A 16000-nucleotide genomic window follows, 5' to 3' on the forward strand; every position below is an offset into this window, starting at 1 on the left:
GTTCTTGTTTGACTGACAATATATTAGATTCTTCTGAGTCCTTTTGTCAAGCGTGATTGAGATGCTCTTACCCTGCACACTCAATCATTTTATGTGCACAATCATCCCGCCAATTTGTGCTGACAATTTCAATAATTAATTTAATCGAATTTTACTGAGTAATAACTGATTCTCTTTCCTATCTAGACTCATTGGCTTCTACGGCTTGTTTATCTAATACAATCACATCTGGATCGTAGCCAGAGTTATCGTTAAATTTAATTGTAGATTCCTTCGGAATAAAGTAAGGAATTTGGTTGTAATCGCTTGATTTACAAACCCAATTCGGTCGCCTGAAAACCCGCACTCGCTGAATGTTTACCAGTTGGATTGGGCATTTCAACCATAAATCCGTTATGTAATTAATAGCGTCCGTTTTCTGGTTTCCATTCCAGGAATTCATCAAAAGTCATTAACTTAGATATTGCTTGAGTCATGGTAAAGTCTCCAATGCTCTAATATCATTAATATCATTTGATTCTGATTCAGTAGGGTGCGTCAGATTTTTAAGTTCATTATCTAACTAATAGGTTAATTGTCTAGGGAAAGAAAAAACTCTCGGTAGGAAGGGCTGTACAGTAACAAATTATTTGTCACATTAACAAATTCGTGACACAAATCGAAAAACAACGATAACCTTTACATATCAACGGTTGTAACGATTTGTACTCCTTGTTCTCCCTCCACCTTGCATCCCACGGCATTAACAAATTAAATGTCCAATTCCCGATACTTAACTAATTAAGTGTCATTTCCCTGAAAGTGGAAAATTCTGGATTAAAATCAAAGTTAACACATTGACTGTCACAGTTTTACGTCTAAAATACATTTATGTTCTAATCAAACAGTAACGTTTATGTCTAATGCTCATCCCTCAGAAACGATTTCAGATGAGAGGGGCAACATCGAAGAAGCCAATACCATCGCCTCTGAGCTTTCCGACGAGGCGAAGCTCAAGATCGAAGTGATTCAAAGCCTTATGGAGGCAGGCGATCGCGCCACGTATGCCCAAAAGCTTAAAGAAGCTGCTCAAAAACTGGGCAAGTCGGTGCGGACGGTGCGGCGGTTAGTGGATAAATGGGAAGAACAAGGGCTGTCGGGTCTGGTTGAAACAGAACGCTCTGATAAAGGTAAGCACCGAGTTGATACTGACTGGCAAGATTTAATTCTCACAACCTATCGGGAAGGAAATAAGGGCGGTAAACGGATGACCCCGAAGCAGGTTTTCCTAAGAGTACAAGCAAAAGCCCACGAATTAGGGGTCAAGTCTCCCAGCCACATGACGGTGTACCGCATCCTCAATCCTGTAATTGAAAAACAAGAAAAAGCCAAAAGCATTCGCAGTCCGGGATGGCGAGGATCGCGTTTGTCGGTTAAAACTCGCGACGGTACAGATTTGGCAGTGGAGTACAGCAACCAGGTGTGGCAATGCGATCACACTCTCGCTGATCTGTTGCTAGTGGATCAGCATGGGAATTTAGGTCGTCCTTGGTTGACGACGGTTATTGATAGCTATTCTCGCTGTATTCTGGGCATTAATTTAGGCTTTGACGCTCCTAGTTCTCAGGTAGTGGCTTTAGCTTTGCGCCATGCTATTTTGCCGAAGCAATACGGTGCAGAATATGGTCTGCATTGCGAGTGGGGAACTTATGGGAAGCCAGAGCATTTTTATACTGATGGCGGTAAGGATTTTCGTTCGGAACATTTGCAGCAAATAGGAGTGCAGTTAGGGTTTGTTTGCCATTTGCGCGATCGCCCCTCTGAAGGTGGTATTGTCGAGCGTCCCTTTGGCACATTGAACACCGAGCTATTTTCCACTTTGCCGGGATATACGGGGTCAAATGTACAAAAGCGGCCGGAAGATGCAGAAAAAGAAGCGTGTTTGACTCTGCGGCAGTTAGAGCAATATTTAGTCCGCTATCTTGTTGATAACTACAATCAGCGTCTTGACGCTCGGATGGGCGACCAAACAAGGTTTCAACGATGGGAGGCTGGTTTACTTGCTATGCCACCTTTAATCTCAGAAAGAGATTTGGATATTTGCTTGATGAAACAGTCGAAACGAATTATTCAAAGGGGTGGCTACTTACAATTTGGAAACTTTATGTATCGGGGTGAATATTTGGCGGGTTACGCAGGGGAAAGTGTAGTGCTGCGATATGACCCCAAAGATATTACAAGGCTTTTGGTTTACCGCAATGAGGGTAGTAAGGAGGTATTTTTAGCCCGTGCAGTAGCACAAGATTTAGAAGCTGAAGAACTATCTTTACATGAGGCGAAAGCTAGTAGTCTCAAGCTTCGGGAAGCTGGGAAAGCGGTTACTAACCGTTCGATTTTGGAGGAAGTGCGCGATCGCGAAACTTCCCTCACCCAGAAGAAAACGAAAAAGGAACGCCAAAAGGCTGAACAAGGTGAAATCCGTAAGGCAAAACAGCCTGTATCTATGGAACCGGAACCGGAGGAAGTGGTATCGAACAACAGTGAAGCTGAACCAGAAATGCCGGAAGTATTGGATTACGAACAAATGCGCGAAGATTACGGGTGGTAAAAAATGACGAATCAAGAAGCCCAAGCAGTCGCTAAGGAATTAGGCGATATTCCCCTTAATCAAGAAAAAATTCAAGCGGAAATTCAAAGATTGAACCGCAAGACTTTTGTGCAGTTGGAACAGGTTAAAATTCTCCATGACTGGCTGGAAGGAAAGCGACAGTCTCGGCAGTCGGGGCGAGTTGTGGGCGAGTCGAGGACGGGCAAAACTATGGGGTGTGATGCTTACAGGTTACGGCACAAACCTCTTCTGCAGCCGGGACAGCCGCCAACGGTTCCTGTGGCTTACATCCAAATTCCGCAAGAGTGTGGCGCGAAGGAATTGTTTGGGGTGATTCTTGAGCATTTGAAGTATCAGGTGGTTAAGGGAACGATCGCCGAAATTCGAGATCGCACGATGCGGGTGCTCAAGGGGTGCTGCGTGGAGATGCTGATTATTGATGAAGCGGATCGGTTTAAGCCTAAGACGTTTGCTGAGGTGCGGGATATTTTTGATAAGTTGGAAATTCCGGTGATTTTGGTGGGAACCGATCGCTTAGATGCGGTGATTAAGCGGGATGAACAGGTTTATAACCGTTTTCGGTCAAGTCATCGGTTTGGGAAGTTGTCGGGGGAGGAGTTTAAGCGGACGGTGGAGGTTTGGGAAAAGAACGTTTTGCAGTTACCAGTGGCTTCTAATCTTTCTAGTAAGGCGATGCTGAAGACTTTGGGGGAGGCGACTGGGGGGTATGTAGGGCTATTGGATATGATTCTTAGGGAGACGGCGATTCGGGCTTTGAAGAGGGGATTATCAAGGATTGATTTGGAGACTCTCAAGGAAGTTGCTGCGGAGTACAAGTGATGGAAGCGATCGATATCCAGCCTTGGCTGTTTCGGGTGGAACCGTTGGAGGGTGAGAGTTTGAGCCATTTTTTGGGGCGGTTTCGACGGGCTAATGAGTTAACGCCGAGTGGCTTGGGTAAGATGGCGGGGTTGGGAGGCGCGATCGCCCGTTGGGAAAAGTTTCGGTTTAATCCGCCTCCTTCTCCTCAGCAGTTGGAGGCGTTGGCGGCGGTGATAGGCGTGGAGGGCGAGCGGTTACAGGAAATGTTACCGCCTCCTGGTGTAGGGATGAAGTTAGAGCCGGTTCGGTTGTGTGGGGCTTGTTATGCCCAGTCGCCTTGTCATAAGATTGAGTGGCAGTTTAAGACGGCAACGGGGTGCAATCGGCATGAGTTAAGGTTGTTGTCAGAGTGTCCCAACTGTGGGGCTAGGTTTAAGATTCCAGCATTGTGGGTAGATGGGTTTTGTCAGCGGTGTTTTTTGACGTTTGCTGAGATGGCAAAGTATCAGAAGGCAATATAACGAAACTTAGTTGAGCTCGTCTCCAGCATGAACGATAGAGAAGCTAAAAAGCGACCACACTAAACTAGCTCCGTTATAGGTTTAGCAGGCTTATGCCCATCTGGATAATTTTAAGGGTAACGCACAGCACAATCAGTTAATTGCTATAGTTTCACTTACAGGACTTAGGGACAGCTTCTACATTTGGTCTTTTGTGGGGCAATCTTCTCGTGTTTGCGTAAGTCCTGATTTATTCGTTGTTTTGGCGGTATTAATTCTAGTATCATGTCTTATGGCGATAATCTAAGGTACAATGTTTAAACTTGCTTTTTTAAACATCACTAAGGGAATGCCCGGAAATTTAATGAAGAACAAACTACAATGAGGTTTTTGCAGCGTAGAATGAGTGAAATACAATTGTGGACAATCCCTACAAATTGGCAATGGGCAACCATTGCAGATATTGGTGAAGTTGTATCTGGTGGAACTCCATCTACTAAGAATCCATCATTTTGGGGTGGTGCTATAAACTGGATTTCACCTGCCGATCTCTCAGGATATAACAATAAATTCATTTTTAAAGGAGCGAAAAGTCTGACCGAAACTGGATTAGAGAACTCGTCAGCAAAGCTGATGCCAGCAGGCAGTATCCACTTTTCATCACGAGCTCCTATTGGATACGTCGTTATTTCTAAAACCAATATTTCTACAAGCCAGGGTTTCAAGAGCATTGTACCCGCCAAAGGTATATTTAACGAGTATGTTTATTATTTTCTTAAAAGTGCAAAACGAATTGCAGAAGAAAGAGCTAGCGGTACTACATTTAAAGAGCTATCAGGTAAGGCATTTTCTGAGTTGCCAATACCTATACCACCTGTTGACGAACAATATCGAATTGTTGCAAAAATTGATGAACTTTTTTCGGAGGTAGATCAAGGTATCGAAAGCATTAAAACCTGCCGTGAACACCTCAATGTTTATCGCCAAGCGGTACTGAAACACGCCTTTGAAGGTAAGCTCACCGAAAAGTGGCGTAATGCTCATGCTGACCAATTGGAAACTGCCGAGCAACTCCTAGCACTCATTAAACAACAACGTGAACAACGCTATCAGCAGCAGTTAGAAGAGTGGGAAAAAGCAGTTCAAACGTGGGAAGAAAACGGTAAACAAGGTGGAAAGCCCAGTAAACCCCAGAAGCTTAAAGAGCCATCTCCACTAAAAGAAGAGGAATTAGAACAATTACCTCAGCTACCAGAAGGGTGGTGTTGGGTGCGTTTAGGACAACTTACATGGTCAGTAAAAGATGGGCCGCACTACAGTCCACAATATGCTGATAAAGATAAAGGTATCCCGTTTATAACGGGAGGAAATGTTCGTCCCGAAGGTATAGATTTTGAAAATGTCAAATACATTTCAAAAGAATTGCATGAAGAATTATCAAAGCGATGCAAACCCGAAGTGGGTGATATTATTTATACAAAAGGTGGAACGACTGGGATAGCGCGTGTTAATACATATGATTTTAATTTTAATGTTTGGGTACATATAGCTATTTTAAAGATTGTAGATAGTATTGAACCCTTTTATTTACAACACAGTTTAAATTCTTTTTTTTGTTATTCTCAGGCTCAAAAATACACTCATGGAGTTGGGAATCAAGATCTTGGATTAACTCGGATGATCAATATTGTACTTTCAATATGTTCTCCATCAGAGCAGCAAAAGATAGTATATCTTTTGGAAGCTACGCTTACAACTCTTGAAAGGTTAACGGAAATAGTCGAAGAAAATTTACAAAAAGCTGAAGTATTGCGTTACTGCATTCTTAAAAAAGCATTTTCTGGTGAACTTGTATCACAAGATCCTAATGACGAACCAGCAACTGTTTTACTAGAGCGTATTCGTACTGAACGAGAAGCTGTACCAAAAATAACTCGTAAACGAGTTACAACCAAGAAAAAGGAGAAGACTAAAATGGCAGATTTGATAAGCGTACTTGAATCCGCACCTGCTTGGTTAAGCGCTCAAGATGTCTTTAGTCAATGTGGCATTAGTGAGGGAGCAGAAACAGAAGCTATAGAAAAAATGTATCTTGATCTTCGTGATTTAGTAAAAGAAAAGCGCATCGAATTAGAACGGCGTGGTGATGAAGACTGGCTGCGTATTTCCATGATAAAGGAGGGATAATTATGCGTCTAGATCGCTTATGGGTTGGCGAATATAAAAACTTGCGCGATGTTTTGATCGATTTCGATCAGGAGCATTGGGTAACTGTTGTTATTGGTTGGAACGGTACTGGGAAATCCAATGTACTAGAAGCACTTGCAACCCTATTTCGCGATCTAATAATTATAGCGGACAATAAGAGTGCAGCCAACAAAAAACCATCTTTTACTTATCGTATTGTCTATCGTTGTCGATGCAATTCTATCTATATAGACGCAGATCCAAAACGGGTTAAGGATGCCTACAAAATTTATGTAAAACCTATCAATGATAGCGAACAGGCTACAAATTATGTCCAAATATCATTGCTAGAAGATGCGCCTGAACATCCAACTAATGACTGGGGTAAGCGAATTCCTCTAAGCCAATTTATCGGATCTCAAGAGCAATACTTACCAAAGTACATCTTTGGCTATTACTCAGGCCATAGCTCACGCATGGAAGAAGTTTTTCGCAAGTATTTAGCGGATTATGACAGGGTTCTTCGCAGTGGTCAAGACCCTGGACTAAGGCGATTATTCTATGCTCTGCCGATACATAGCCAATTTGTATTACTTGCATTCATTATTCAGCAAGATAACATTGTTCGTGACTTTTTAGATAATCAATTAGGTTTAGATCCAGAAAGCGGTATTGACTCAGTTTTGTTTGTATTACGCCAACCGCCTTGGAATTCAAAAGTTGGAGATCCTCGTTTTTGGAATGCACGAGGTGTGGTCAGTGATTTTTTAGCTCGACTTTATGATGTTTCATTAGCGCCAATTCGTATTAAACGTCGTGTTGATGCTTCTTTGTGGAATAAAAAGAGGACAGAATTTTTATATCTCTATGTTAAGGATATGGAGGCATTGCGAGAGCTTGTAGGAGAAAAACATCCTAGAGAATTTTTTCGTGACATAGAAAGCACTTATGTTTCCGAATTGATTGAAGAAGTCAGAATTCGAGTTAAGCTACGGAAAAACGATGGCTCAGTTACATTCCGAGAATTAAGTGAAGGCGAACAGCAACTTTTAACAGTTTTAGGTTTGCTCCGCTTTACAGCCGAAGAAGAAAGCCTATTTTTGCTTGACGAACCTGATACTCACCTTAACCCAGTTTGGAGTGTGAAATACCTAGATTATTTAAAGCAATTTGTGGGGATGGGAGATGTCAACCAAGAAACAACTCATGTACTATTAACTACACACAATCCATTAGCGATCGCTGAGTTAGTTAAGGAACAAGTACAAATTCTTAAGCGAAATATGGATAATCTAGAGATTAATGTTAGCCCACCAGAAGAAGACCCACGCGGTATGGGGTATGCAGGTATTTTAACGAGTGATATGTTCGATTTACCAGCCTCACTTGATAATTATACATTGAGCCTTTTAGCACGTAAAAGAGAATTGTCACTTTCAGAAACTCCATTAGACAATACTCAAAAACAAGAGTTAAAAAAGCTCAATGATGAGTTAGAAAGCTATGGCTTCCGACATGAAGCTCGAGATCCTTTATTTACAGAATACCTTCGCGCTCGTCATGATTATCAAAAAGCTTTAGAAGAACAAAGATCAAAAGAAGTTTTACCTACAGAAGATCAGCGTAAGGCAGCACTAGAGCTTATGAAGAAAATTATGTCAAAGAATGAAGATTCCTAAAAAATTGTATGCGCTACATAGATATTAATTCAATTGTACTACCTAATGGATGGTTAGCGAACTCTCAAAAAGCAACTATAGAAGTTGCTCAAGGTGCAGACATAGATAATTTTTGTAACGTTTGGCAGGATTTAAAGCCTGCGCTAGAACAGGTTGTTGATAAAAAATGCTGGTATTGTGAAGCGATCCAGTCCCGGTCTGATAAAGAGGTTGAGCATTTTCGACCTAAAAAGAAGGTTTCGCAAGTAAAACCTAAACATGATGGTTATAGATGGCTAGCTTTTGATTACAGAAACTATAGATACTCATGTGGATATTGTAATAAACGCCGCAAGGATTTGGGAAATAATAATAGATTAGGTGGAAAAGGCAACTATTTCCCACTAATAGACGAGAATAAAAGAGCTTATAAACCCGGTGATGAAGTTTACGAAAGACCTAAATTGCTAGATCCTTGTATGGAAGCAGATGTTAAGCTATTGGACTTTAATGATGATGGAACTCCATGCTCTGTAACTTCAGCAAATCAAATTGACCGAGATAGAGTAGAAGAATCGATTAAGCTTTATCATTTGCATCACAGCGAAATAGTTGAAGAGAGAAAAAAATTAGCCCATATCTTAGAACATTTTATAAGCGATGCTGAATACGATTTTCAAAAAATTGCTGTGGGAGATAATGAAGCAATTACTAGGTTTGAAACGAAGTTAAAATTTCTCAAAGATGCTATAAATATAAAAGCGCAATTTTCATTATTTGCCGAACGTTATATAGCAGGCAAACGTAATTTAGAATGGATTCAGTTAGTTCTTGACTAAAAATATAAAAACATTGCAAATGACAACATCACAAATCATTGCCAAAATTTGGAGCTTCTGCAATGTTCTACGGGACGCGGGTGTGAGCTACGGTGACTACCTGGAACAACTCACATATCTCATCTTTCTGAAAATGGCAGATGAGTATGCCAAGCCACCTTACAACCGAGAAGTTGGTATTCCCGCTAAATATAACTGGCAAAGCTTAAAAATTAAACGTGGTGCAGAACTTGAAGGTCACTATATTGAGCTTTTGCGCGAACTGGGACAGAAAAAAGGAATGCTTGGTCAAATATTTATTAAGTCTCAAAATAAAATTCAAGATCCAGCAATGTTGTCTCGTGTAATTGACATGATTGACAACGAAGCTTGGGTGACAATGGGTGCAGATGTCAAAGGCGATATCTACGAAGGACTGCTGGAAAAAAATGCTGAGGATACTAAATCGGGCGCAGGGCAGTATTTTACACCACGAGCATTGATCAAAGCTATGGTTGAGTGTGTCCGTCCAGAACCAAAAAAAACTATTGCTGATCCTGCTTGTGGTACAGGTGGTTTCTTTCTACCTGCGTATGACTTCATAGTTAACAACCATTCACTTGATAAGTCACAAAAACAGTTTCTCAAAAATAAAACGTTCTACGGTAACGAAATTGTTCCCAACACGCGCCGCCTGTGCTTAATGAATATGCTCTTGCATAACATTGGTGAGATTGATACTGAGCCAACAATCTCTCCCAATGATTCATTAGCAGCGGATACTGGACAACGCTTTGACTATGTGCTAGCCAATCCTCCCTTTGGCAAAAAGAGCAGTATCACTGCTAATAACGAAGAAGGTGAGCAGGAGAAAGATGATTTTACCTACAACCGACAGGACTTTTGGGTTAATACTTCCAACAAACAGCTAAACTTCGTGCAGCATATCTGTACCATGCTAAAAACCAGTGGTAAAGCGGCGGTAGTAGTGCCAGATAATGTGCTTTTTGAAGGAGGCGCAGGGGAAACTTTACGCAAAAAGTTGCTACAAAACACTGATTTACACACCATTCTACGCTTGCCTACTGGCATTTTTTATGCACATGGCGTAAAAGCAAACGTGCTGTTTTTTGACAATAAACCTGCTCGTAAAGACCCTTGGACTAAAGATGTGTGGTATTACGATTATCGCACTAATATTCACCACACTCTCAAGAAGAAACCCTTACGCTTTGAAGACTTGAAAGACTTTATCCAATGTTATAACCCCTTAAAGCGCCATGAACGTATGCAAACTTGGCATCCAGAACACAGTCCTGAAGATCCTTGGCGTAAGTTCAGCTATGAAGAAATTATGGCGCGAGACAAAACGAGCCTAGATATCTTTTGGCAGAAAGATAAGAGCTTGCTTGATCTTGATAACTTACCAGAACCAGACGAACTAGCATCAACAATAGCTGAAAATTTAGAAGCAGCATTGAACAGTTTCAGGTTGTTGATGTAATGATATCTAACTAGGGCTTGCTGAATAATGAGCTAAAGGTTTACACAGCAAGCCCTAGAGGATAGCGCGATCGAACTTTTTTGAGTTTCCTGGACTTATTCAGCAAGCCCTAACTAAAACGGACTTAAAACTTCTCTCTATCAAACTCTACCAGTTGGACCAAGCACTCTACCCCTTCACCTTCTCACGCAACCGCGCATGAATCACATCTAACCAAACCGGTACGACAAACTTACCCTCAGCCCAAGCTGCTACTACCTTCTCCCCATCGAACTCTACCAACTTAGCCGCTCCTTCCTGTGATTCTTTGACAAAAATTAACCGCTTTGGCTCTCGATCGCTCAAAAGCCCCGGATACTGCTCCTTAAGCGTCTTCAGCACTTCCCGCGCCACCTCAAAGGTAAAACCCACCGACAGCCAATAAACCATCGCCGCCAACTCCACCAAATTTCCCTCAGAGTAGTAAATACTCCTCCCCGTCCCCGTTTCCGTAATCACAGGGACAACAACCCCACTCTCACGCCAATACTGCAACTGACGTAACGTACAGCCTGCAATCTGGGCCGCCTGCTTACTCGTAAAAAAGCGCTTTTCCATGAAACTCATTCTACAGCAGCGCTAATTTATACATTAATGTTAGTATTGAAACATTAGTGTTAAAAATAGCGATGAGTCAAATCACCATCCAGTGTCGCCTAATCGCCAACGAGCCCACCCGCCGTCAACTTTGGGAGTTAATGGCACAGAAAAACACGCCCCTAATCAATGAACTCCTAGAACAAGTTGGCCAACACCCCGACTTCCCGACGTGGCGACAAAACGGCAAACTGCCCGCAGGACTGATCAAACAGCTTTGGGAATCTCTCAAAACTGACCCCCGCTATGTCGGTCAACCCAGTCGCTTTTACATGAGTGCGATCGCCCTCGTTAACTACATCTACAAATCTTGGTTAGCCTTAATGAAACGGTTGCAATACCAACTCGAAGGCAAAACTCGTTGGCTAGAAATGCTCAAAAGCGATGCCGAACTCATAGAAACTAACGGTGTCACCTTAGACACCCTTCGCACCCAAGCCGCTGAAATCTTGGCTCAATTTACTCCGGACTCAGCCCTCGCCGACTCTCCCAAGCCTAAAAAAACAAGTAAAAAAGCAAAAAAACCGAAAGTTTCCGAAACTAACCGCAGCCTATCTCACAGCTTGTTTGAAGCCTACCGCCAAAGTGAAGACAACTTGAACCGAAGCGCGATCGCTTACTTGTTGAAAAACGGTTGTAAACTCACCCATAAAGAAGAAGACCCAGAAAAATTTGCCAAACGTCGCCGCCGAGTCGAAATCCAAATCCAGCGCCTCATCGAACAGCTAACCGCCAGAATGCCCAAAGGTAGAGACTTAACAAACGCTAGATGGTTAGAAACATTAGCGATCGCATCTACCACCGTCCCCGAAAACGAAGCCCAAGCTAAATCCTGGCAAGACCGACTATTGAAAAAACCCAGCACCCTACCCTTCCCCGTCGCCTACGAAACCAGCGAACACCTAACCTGGTTTAAAAACCCATCAAATCGCCTCTGCGTTAAATTCCACGGCCTAAGCGAACACAGTTTTCAAATCTATTGCGACCAGCGTCAAATCCTTTGGTTTAATCGTTTCCTAGAAGACCAACAAATCAAACGAGCCAGCAAAAACCAACATTCCAGCAGCCTTTTCACCCTCCGTAGCGGCCGCATTGCTTGGCAAGAAGGAGAAGGAAGAGGCGAACCTTGGAACGTCCACCGCTTAACCCTTTACTGCACAGTTGATACCCGTCTCTGGACTGCCGAAGGTACAGAACAAGTCAAGCAAGAAAAAGCCGCCGAAATTGCCCAACTCCTCACCAAAACCAAAGAAAAAGGCAACCTTAACGAAAACCAGCAAGCCTTTATTCAGCGCAAAAACTCTACATTAACTCGTATTAATAACCCTTTCCCCCGCCCCAGTCAACCTTTATATCAGGGGCAACCTCATATTCTCGTTGGTGTGAGTCTGGGCTTAGAAAAACCTGCTACCATCGCCATAGTGGACGCGATCGCATCTAAACCCCTGACTTACCGCAGTGTCAAACAGCTACTCGGTAAAAATTACCATTTACTCAACCGCCAGCGACAGGAAAAACAGCGCACTTCCCAACAGCGACACAGCGCCCAAAAACTGGCTGCCCCTAACCGTTTGGGAGAATCGGAGTTAGGGGAATATGTAGATAGATTACTAGCGAAAGAGATTGTGGCGATCGCGCAAAACTACCAAGCTAGTAGCATCGTCTTACCCAAACTCGGCGATATGCGAGAAATAGTCCAAAGCGAAATTCAAGCTTTAGCCGAGCAAAAATGCCCAGAATTTTTAGAAGGTCAGCGAAACTACGCTAAACAATACCGGGTTAGCGTTCACAATTGGAGTTATGGCAGACTAATTGAGTGTATCAAGAGTCAAGCAGCGAAAGTTGGGATGGCGATCGAAGAGGGACAGCAGCCAGTTAGAGGAAGTCCCCAAGAGAAAGCAAAAGAGATAGCGATCTCCGTCTATCACTCACGTTCCAAAACTTAATTGACAACTAACTGCACCTTGACAATAGAATAGTAAATAGCGCCGCTGGTCATGCTCGTAAGAGCCTCTGAGCAGTGATAAATGAGGGTTAGTTTGACGGTTGGAAGACCGTTGTGCTTTCTGACCCTGGTAGCTGCCCACCCCGAAGCTGCTATCCCTTGCGGATAGGAATTAGGTGCGCCCCCAGCAATACGGGTGCGGGTTTACCGCAGTGGTAGCTACTGAATCACCTTCGACCAAGGGGGAACCCACCTTATTTTTTTCGTGAACCTAAGCGGGAGCCAAATCCCCAAGAGGTTGACGAATCTTCTGAAGTTAATAGCCCGACTAAATTTGGGCTTTGTCTGGGATGGTTAACCCTCCAGTTGTGACAGTTTCCAGGGCAACATTTTCAAGGTTGACGAAATTTGTTTCTGGAAGCCAGTTTAGGTTAGGGTTTAAGCACTTAGTGCTTCAATGGCCATCCCGACTAGGGGTGGGTTGAAAGTTCCAAACAAGGATGAAATGGCGCTACAGCAATAGAGCTTCAATGGCCATCCCGACTAGGGGTGGGTTGAAATATTGATCCGCTTGCCGTGCGCTTGGCACATCTGAGGCTTCAATGGCCATCCCGACTAGGGTAGCTTCTTGTAAGTTAGTTATGATTAAAATTGCAACGGTGGGTTGAAAGCGAGTCCTGTTGTGTCCTCAAAACATTAATAATATTAATTTGTCAAAGAGGACAATAATATGTCAACGCGGACAGATAATTTGTTAACTGGACATCAATCTGTTATCAGTGACAAATAATTTGTTACTGTACAACAGCAAACCTAAAACCCTTGATTTATAAATGATGGAAATTTATGGACACAACTGGACTCGAACCAGTGACCCCTACGATGTCAACGTAGTGCTCTAACCAACTGAGCTATGCGTCCTCACGGATTCCTAATGTAGCAGAACATTCGATCGCCTGTCAAGCAGAAATATGAGATTTTTTTAAGCGGGCACTCTTGACATCGCCCTTAATGCCCAATCCCCCGCCAAATCTTCACAGTTCGATCGCCCGCACCACTAGCCACACTCCCCCCATCAGGACTAAACGCCACCGACAAAACCTCCCCCCCGTGGCCCGTCAGAATTTCCAGCAAACCCCCCGTACCCGCATCCCACAAATAAATCGTGCCATCCCGACTCCCCGTCGCCAAAACCCGACCATCAGGACTGAACGCCACACACAAAACATCCCCAGAATTGTCCCTCATACTCCGCAGCAGTGTCCCTCGCCCCTGTGCATCCACCCGCCACAGCTTCGCCGTACCATCCCGACTGCCACTCGCCAAAATTAATCCTTCTCCTACTCCCCCCCTTACCAAGGGGGGGCTGGGGGAGGTCTGACCGGCAGGGGACACAGAGGAAGTAAATCCTTCTCCTACTCCCCCCCTTACCAAGGGGGGGGTCGCAGCAAAAACGATCGCCCGCACCCAATCCCCGTGTTCTGCTAAAGTACAAATCGATCGACCCTTTTGCCAATCCCACAACTGCACAGTCTTGTCCCGACTGCCACTCGCCAAAAACTCCCCCCCAGCACTAAAAGCCACCGCCTCCACCCCGCCAGCGTGACCAGTCAAAGCCGACATCCGCCTTCCCTTATTCAAATTCCACAACTGCACAGTTTTGTCCCGACTGCCGCTAGCCAAAACCTGACCATCCCGACTAAACGCCACAGCAGAAACCCTGTCAGAATGACCAGCCAAAGCGTACCACCACTTACCCTTATTCAAATCCCAAATATGAATCATTTTGTCCCGGCCGCCACTAGCCAAACTCGCGCCATCAGGACTAAACGCCACACAAGTCACCCAGTCAGAATGAGCCGTCAGAGTGTACCACCGCTTACCTGTCTCCAACTTCCACATCTCGATCGTCTTGTCCTCACTGCCGCTAGCTAAAGTCGCGCCATCAGGACTGAAAGCTACCGACGTGACAGCATTAGAATGCCCTACCAGAGTATGAACACACCTCCAAGTAGGCGCGCGTGCGGGTACAACCCGCTGCATCGGCGGCACAGGTATAATTGTGCCTGCAAGCGTTGGGGGCACTGCATTCTGCACCACAGGCGTCCTCTGCGGCACGGGAATTTTAGGCGCTGGTAGGGGCGGTGCCCCCGTGCCCGCCCCCGCCGACTGCTGCGGCTGCAAATCTTTCAATACCTCAGCTACAGATTTGTAGCGCCGACTGAGACTCGATTCGATCATTTTGTCGAGGATGCGACTTAATTTCGGATCAATTGGAACCTTCAAAAAGTCTCGCCAAACCCAAGCATCTTGATTGATATCAAACAAATCAAAAGGAGATATTTGAGTCAGCAAATAAATGCAAGTTACTCCCAAACTGTACAAATCGCTGGCATAAACCGCTTGACCTCTAATTTGTTCGGGCGCCACGAATTCGGGAGAACCGATGACTGTACCGGTTTCTCTCAAACCCTCCACAACTTTTGCAGCGCCAAAATCAACTAAAACTAATTCCCCGGTTAATGTCGGGTAAGTATAAATTATGGGAGTTTGAGAAATGCGGCGGCGGATAATATTGGGCGGTTTAATATCTCGGTGAATTACATTGCGATCGTGCACGAACTGCAATACTGGCAATAAATCCTTCAGCAGACTGAGAATCTGACTTTCGCTGAAAGGTCCAGTCCGCGCCAACTCTTCCTGTAAATTCTGACCTTCTATAAATTCCTGTACCAAATACTGATAGCGTTCCTGCTGAAAGTGCGCCAGCAGTTCGGGAATTTGCGGGTGTTTTCCCAATTCGTCCAGTCGCACCGCTTCTCGGTTGAATAATTCTGCTGCTTTCTCGCTGCTGCTGGTACCTTGGGATAGGGGGAAAAACTGTTTAATTGCACAGCGCGGTTTTGAGGGTTTGTCTTGGTCTATTGCTAAAAAAGTGCGGCCGAAACCGCCGCGCCCGAGGGGTTTGATGGCGCGGTAACGCTCTCTCAGCAACAGTTTGGAGCCACAATTCAGGCAGAATTGGGTACGATCGGCATTTTGCGGGTTTTGACAGGCAGGGTTTAGGCAGTAACTCATAACTGAACCGAGAAGGAATCAGCAGCACATCTCTATGATACTGACGCCAAAGCGCGATCGACTCTCGCGTTACAATTAAAAACCCCAGGGCTTTAGTCCTCAGAATTTAAGATGTCGCTTTCACTTTCAGAGCATACTCTTTAAACCTTTCCAAGTCAGCCTGAATTGTCGATTCAACCACGCGGCCGAGAAATAGGTTATCCATCAATTTTCCCAGCCAGCCGGGAATTCCGTAAGCCACTGTCAGCTTGACGATACTGCTGTC

The 16000-nt window shown here is 44.2% G+C and carries 11 protein-coding genes, 1 tRNA gene and 1 pseudogene; 8 read left to right on the forward strand and 5 right to left on the reverse strand.

The features are described from left to right. Positions 1–178 precede the first annotated feature (178 nt). Positions 179–442: a hypothetical protein gene (locus QUA45_RS14670; protein WP_333221269.1), complete on the reverse strand. Its 264-nt coding sequence runs from the start codon at positions 440–442 to the stop codon at positions 179–181. 453 nt (positions 443–895) lie between these two features. Between QUA45_RS14670 and QUA45_RS14675 the strand changes: the two genes are divergently transcribed. From QUA45_RS14675 to QUA45_RS14705, 7 genes are all read left to right on the forward strand, one after another. Next, positions 896–2587, forward strand: a complete 1692-nt coding sequence (locus QUA45_RS14675) for a Mu transposase C-terminal domain-containing protein (protein WP_333221271.1) — start codon at positions 896–898, stop codon at positions 2585–2587. Between the two features lie 3 nt (positions 2588–2590). After that, the gene (locus QUA45_RS14680; protein WP_333221273.1) at positions 2591–3427 is read left to right on the forward strand and encodes a TniB family NTP-binding protein; all 837 of its coding nucleotides are present in this window, start codon (positions 2591–2593) and stop codon (positions 3425–3427) included. Then, positions 3427–3930, forward strand: a complete 504-nt coding sequence (locus QUA45_RS14685; RefSeq protein ID WP_333221274.1) for a helix-turn-helix transcriptional regulator — start codon at positions 3427–3429, stop codon at positions 3928–3930. Before QUA45_RS14680 ends, QUA45_RS14685 begins: the two co-directional genes overlap by 1 nt. Before the next feature lie 381 nt (positions 3931–4311). After that, the gene (locus QUA45_RS14690) at positions 4312–6096 is read left to right on the forward strand and encodes a restriction endonuclease subunit S (RefSeq protein WP_333221275.1); all 1785 of its coding nucleotides are present in this window, start codon (positions 4312–4314) and stop codon (positions 6094–6096) included. A gap of 2 nt (positions 6097–6098) precedes the next feature. Then, positions 6099–7775 carry an AAA family ATPase gene (locus QUA45_RS14695; protein WP_333221277.1) on the forward strand — a complete coding sequence of 559 codons (1677 nt, stop codon included), beginning with the start codon at positions 6099–6101 and terminating at the stop codon, positions 7773–7775. 8 nt (positions 7776–7783) lie between these two features. Further along, a complete protein-coding gene (locus QUA45_RS14700; protein WP_333221279.1) occupies positions 7784–8593 on the forward strand; it encodes a hypothetical protein in 810 nt (269 codons plus the stop codon). A 19-nt stretch (positions 8594–8612) separates the two neighbouring features. Then, positions 8613–10076 carry a class I SAM-dependent DNA methyltransferase gene (locus tag QUA45_RS14705; RefSeq protein WP_333221280.1) on the forward strand — a complete coding sequence of 488 codons (1464 nt, stop codon included), beginning with the start codon at positions 8613–8615 and terminating at the stop codon, positions 10074–10076. A gap of 168 nt (positions 10077–10244) precedes the next feature. Here the strand turns inward: QUA45_RS14705 and QUA45_RS14710 are convergent, their stop codons facing one another. After that, on the reverse strand, positions 10245–10673 hold the full coding sequence (locus QUA45_RS14710; protein ID WP_333221282.1) for a MerR family transcriptional regulator: 429 nt from the start codon (positions 10671–10673) through the stop codon (positions 10245–10247). A 71-nt stretch (positions 10674–10744) separates the two neighbouring features. Here QUA45_RS14710 and cas12k point away from each other — a divergent pair, with 71 nt between their 5' ends. Next, the gene (cas12k, locus tag QUA45_RS14715; protein WP_333221284.1) at positions 10745–12658 is read left to right on the forward strand and encodes a type V CRISPR-associated protein Cas12k; all 1914 of its coding nucleotides are present in this window, start codon (positions 10745–10747) and stop codon (positions 12656–12658) included. Positions 12659–13504: 846 nt separating this feature from the next. Here the strand turns inward: cas12k and QUA45_RS14720 are convergent. From QUA45_RS14720 to QUA45_RS29185, 3 genes and pseudogenes are all read right to left on the reverse strand, one after another. Next, positions 13505–13578 (reverse strand) — tRNA-Val (locus QUA45_RS14720). 87 nt (positions 13579–13665) lie between these two features. Continuing rightward, a complete protein-coding gene (locus QUA45_RS14725) occupies positions 13666–15735 on the reverse strand; it encodes a serine/threonine-protein kinase (protein WP_333221286.1) in 2070 nt (689 codons plus the stop codon). Positions 15736–15841: 106 nt separating this feature from the next. Beyond that, a pseudogene (locus QUA45_RS29185) lies at positions 15842–16000 on the reverse strand (SRPBCC family protein); the annotation flags it as partial.

The organism is Microcoleus sp. Pol12A5, from assembly GCF_036701435.1.
Taxonomy (GTDB): Bacteria; Cyanobacteriota; Cyanobacteriia; order Cyanobacteriales; family Microcoleaceae; genus Microcoleus.

Excerpts from the sequence above, each read along its gene's own strand:
- QUA45_RS14690 (WP_333221275.1), top strand. The coding sequence starts at position 4,312 with ATGAGTGAAATACAATTGTGGACAATCCCTACAAATTGGCAATGGGCA.
- QUA45_RS14675 (WP_333221271.1), top strand. The coding sequence starts at position 896 with ATGTCTAATGCTCATCCCTCAGAAACGATTTCAGATGAGAGGGGCAAC.
- QUA45_RS14680 (WP_333221273.1), top strand. The coding sequence starts at position 2,591 with ATGACGAATCAAGAAGCCCAAGCAGTCGCTAAGGAATTAGGCGATATT.
- QUA45_RS14700 (WP_333221279.1), top strand. The coding sequence starts at position 7,784 with ATGCGCTACATAGATATTAATTCAATTGTACTACCTAATGGATGGTTA.
- QUA45_RS14670 (WP_333221269.1), bottom strand. The coding sequence starts at position 442 with ATGAATTCCTGGAATGGAAACCAGAAAACGGACGCTATTAATTACATA.
- cas12k (WP_333221284.1), top strand. The coding sequence starts at position 10,745 with ATGAGTCAAATCACCATCCAGTGTCGCCTAATCGCCAACGAGCCCACC.
- QUA45_RS14710 (WP_333221282.1), bottom strand. The coding sequence starts at position 10,673 with ATGGAAAAGCGCTTTTTTACGAGTAAGCAGGCGGCCCAGATTGCAGGC.
- QUA45_RS14725 (WP_333221286.1), bottom strand. The coding sequence starts at position 15,735 with ATGAGTTACTGCCTAAACCCTGCCTGTCAAAACCCGCAAAATGCCGAT.
- QUA45_RS14705 (WP_333221280.1), top strand. The coding sequence starts at position 8,613 with ATGACAACATCACAAATCATTGCCAAAATTTGGAGCTTCTGCAATGTT.
- QUA45_RS14695 (WP_333221277.1), top strand. The coding sequence starts at position 6,099 with ATGCGTCTAGATCGCTTATGGGTTGGCGAATATAAAAACTTGCGCGAT.
- QUA45_RS14685 (WP_333221274.1), top strand. The coding sequence starts at position 3,427 with ATGGAAGCGATCGATATCCAGCCTTGGCTGTTTCGGGTGGAACCGTTG.